Annotated in this window: 3 protein-coding genes and 1 pseudogene; 2 read left to right on the top strand and 2 right to left on the bottom strand. The window is 64.5% G+C overall.

The window, feature by feature from the left end:
- Positions 1–199: 199 nt before the first annotated feature.
- Positions 200–751 (bottom strand): isochorismatase family protein, encoded by a 552-nt coding sequence (locus EOA27_RS30880; RefSeq protein WP_126083295.1) that lies wholly within the window; start codon positions 749–751, stop codon positions 200–202.
- Between the two features lie 136 nt (positions 752–887).
- Here EOA27_RS30880 and EOA27_RS30875 point away from each other — a divergent pair, with 136 nt between their 5' ends.
- Positions 888–1,421, top strand: a complete 534-nt coding sequence (locus EOA27_RS30875) for a hypothetical protein (RefSeq protein ID WP_245491207.1) — start codon at positions 888–890, stop codon at positions 1,419–1,421.
- A gap of 12 nt (positions 1,422–1,433) precedes the next feature.
- On the opposite strand, the gene EOA27_RS30870 is transcribed toward EOA27_RS30875, so the two are convergent.
- The gene (locus EOA27_RS30870; protein ID WP_126083296.1) at positions 1,434–2,342 is read right to left on the bottom strand and encodes a LysR family transcriptional regulator; all 909 of its coding nucleotides are present in this window, start codon (positions 2,340–2,342) and stop codon (positions 1,434–1,436) included.
- Positions 2,343–2,431: 89 nt separating this feature from the next.
- Here EOA27_RS30870 and EOA27_RS30865 point away from each other — a divergent pair.
- Positions 2,432–2,732 (top strand): annotated as a pseudogene (locus EOA27_RS30865) (hypothetical protein); the annotation flags it as partial.

The raw sequence follows: 2,732 nt of genomic DNA, 5'->3' as shown, positions 1-2,732 counted from the left end.
CTCCCCTTCATGCCGGACATACGGAATCACCAACTCAGTTCCGTGCAAAGCCCTCCCTGAGGGAGAAGGTGGATCGGCGCGTAGCGCCGAGACGGATGAGGGGTGTTCCAGCGGAGTGAGACGCTGGCTTTCCCTGGAGCACCCCTCATCCGTCGCCTTCGGCGACACCTTCTCCCACAAGGGGGAAGGAAGAATGCGCTCAGCCTTCCGTCAACTCCGCCGTCGTCGTCAAGCGCGCGCCCTGGCCGGCAAAGGCCTCATTGTGGCGGGCGATGATGTCGGGCGCTTTCTCCTCGAGCGAATCCAGAGTCGAATGCGCGTCGGAGACCACCGTGACGCCCAAGCCCTCGGCCAAGGCGCCCTTGACGGTTGCGGCGACGCAGAAATCGGTCTGTGCGCCGATGAGCAAGACGTCCTTCGCGCCCTGCCCCGCCACCCATTCGGCGAGTTCGGGGTTGGAGAAGGCGTTGCCGATTTTCTTGCCGAAGGTCGGCTCGTCGGCCGCCTGGCCGAGCAGCGGCCAGACCGGCCAGCCGGAGGCGCCCGGCGCGAGCGGATCGCCCTCCGGCCCGTCATGGCGGATGAACGCCACCTTGCGGCCGGAGCGCCGCGCCCAGTCGATCAGCGTGCGCGAGCGCTCGGCGATGGAGTCGGCGTCATGGATCGGCGGGTCGAAACGACCGTCGAACATGCCGGTCTGCAGGTCGATGACGATGAGCGGCGCGGCGGCGGAGGGAGCGGCGTTCGGCATTGCGCGAAGATAACGTGGGTGTGGGCTAGGTCAAGGCCGAGGCAGGAGCCAGCAAGCAGCAACTCTAGTCAACACATACGCAATTTTCAGTTGCATTGATAAATCATTGCAACTAATGTGACCAAAGGATTGGGGGATGACAATGGATGAACAATACACCGTGTTCCTGATCGGAGGGGGCACGGCAGGTGACGAGCAGGCGGTGTTCACGCCGCGGAATGTGGGGACTCGGTGCAGGCTCACCTGCAGCTATCGCGACAAAGTCATCGTTGCCGAGGAAGACGATTATTTCGAAGCCCTATGCCAAATCCGCAAGCAGCTCGAAGTGGATGGAATACTGCCCTTTTGTTATGGCGCGAGCGCGAATGTTTTCCCTGAAGGCACCGTGACAGGGATGAGTCGTGGATTGGTGGTCTGCAAAGTGAAAACGGGGGAGCGTCCCAAGGAGAGCGACTTAGTCAATATATTTGACGAAGGTTACGATGTGATGCCCGTGTTCGTCTCCATGCAGCAGCAGTTTTGGGATTCGTGGCTCGCCTCCCTGCCCCGATCGCAAGACCCGGAAATAGCGAACTCGACGGACGTTGCGGCCCGCTCCCTCTGGCAGTCTCTAACGCTTGGGTTTGCCAAAGTACTGAAATCGCTTTTTCCACGGTCAGGGGGGAGATAAGGCGCCTGGCTTTTACGATATCAGCGGCATCGGGCCCTTCAGCGCCTCGGCCAGCGCCTCGCGGAAGACCGCGATCGGGCGTGCCAGCCTGCCGGCCGGGGGGCGGTGGAGCAGCCAGCAGCGCACCTGCGGCTTGAAGCCGGGGCAGTCGACCACCTCGACCGCGTCGCGCCATTGGCTGCCCGACAGCGCGCCGGGCGTGACGACGCCGATGCCGTGGCCACGCGCGACCAGCGACATTCTCAGGTCCGCGACCTGCGCCTCGACGCCGACATGGAAAGGCAGCCGCGCCGCCTCGAAACGGTGGCGGATGAAGGCGCGGAAGCCGCAGCCGGTTTCGTTGAGCACCCAAGGGTAGCGCGCAAGATCGTCGAGCTCGGCGGGCTTCGGCACGCCGAGGCTTGGCGAGGCCACCAGCAGCACCGCCTGCACGCCGAGATCGTCGCCGACGAGTTCGGGCGGCGGCGCGACGCCCTCGGCGAGGCAGACGGCCACCGCGTCGATCTCGCTGTGCAGCACCTGCTCCACAAGGCGCGGCGAGAGGCTCGAGGTGATCTTCAGCGTCAGCTGCGGGAATGCCGCGCGAAGACTGTCGAGCGGCTCGGACAGCGCGCTGGTCGAGAGATAGGGCATGACGCCGAGGCGGAACTCACCACGCACCTCGCCCGCCGGCGAGACGCCCGCCTTCAGGTCCTCCAGCGAGCGCAGCACGCGGCGGCCATGCTCATAGGCCTCGCGGCCGGATGCGGTGGGTTTGAGCGGCTTCGACTGGCGGTCGAGCAAGGGCGTCGCCAGCCGCTCCTCGAGATTCTGCACCCGACGCGTCACGCCGGGCTGGGTGAGGTTGAGCCTCGCCGAAGCACCGACGATCGAGCCGGTTTCGACGACGGCGACGAAGGCTTCGAGATCATGGATGTTCATGCGCAACTCGCATAATCATTATCAGGTCATTTCAATTGTAGCATTATGATCGTTGCCCATAAAGTCCTCGCGAAAGATGCGAGGCCACCATGAACGGAACAGACAATGCGCGGATCGCCACGGCCGAGCTCGTCGAACGGCCGCGACATGCCTGCGGCAGCACCATCACCCCGTCCCAGACCCTGCTGTTTGCCGCTTCGGTCGGCATCATCGTCACCAATCTGTTCGCGCCGCAGACACTGGTCGGGCTGATCGGGCCGTCGCTCGGCGCCGCGGCATCGGAGAGCGGCTTGGTCTCGATGGCCACCCTGCTCGGCTATGCGGCCGGGCTGTTCTTCCTGGTGCCGCTGTCGGATCTGGTCGAGAACCGCGTGCTGGTGCTGCGCATGC

It is taken from the genome of Mesorhizobium sp. M2A.F.Ca.ET.037.01.1.1 (assembly GCF_003998075.1).
Classification (GTDB): domain Bacteria; phylum Pseudomonadota; class Alphaproteobacteria; order Rhizobiales; family Rhizobiaceae; genus Mesorhizobium.
Note: the sequence above shows the minus strand (reverse complement) of the source record. Positions and strands in the feature narration are given on the sequence as shown.

Excerpts from the sequence above, each read along its gene's own strand:
- EOA27_RS30880 (WP_126083295.1), bottom strand. The coding sequence starts at position 751 with ATGCCGAACGCCGCTCCCTCCGCCGCCGCGCCGCTCATCGTCATCGAC.
- EOA27_RS30870 (WP_126083296.1), bottom strand. The coding sequence starts at position 2,342 with ATGAACATCCATGATCTCGAAGCCTTCGTCGCCGTCGTCGAAACCGGC.
- EOA27_RS30875 (WP_245491207.1), top strand. The coding sequence starts at position 888 with ATGACAATGGATGAACAATACACCGTGTTCCTGATCGGAGGGGGCACG.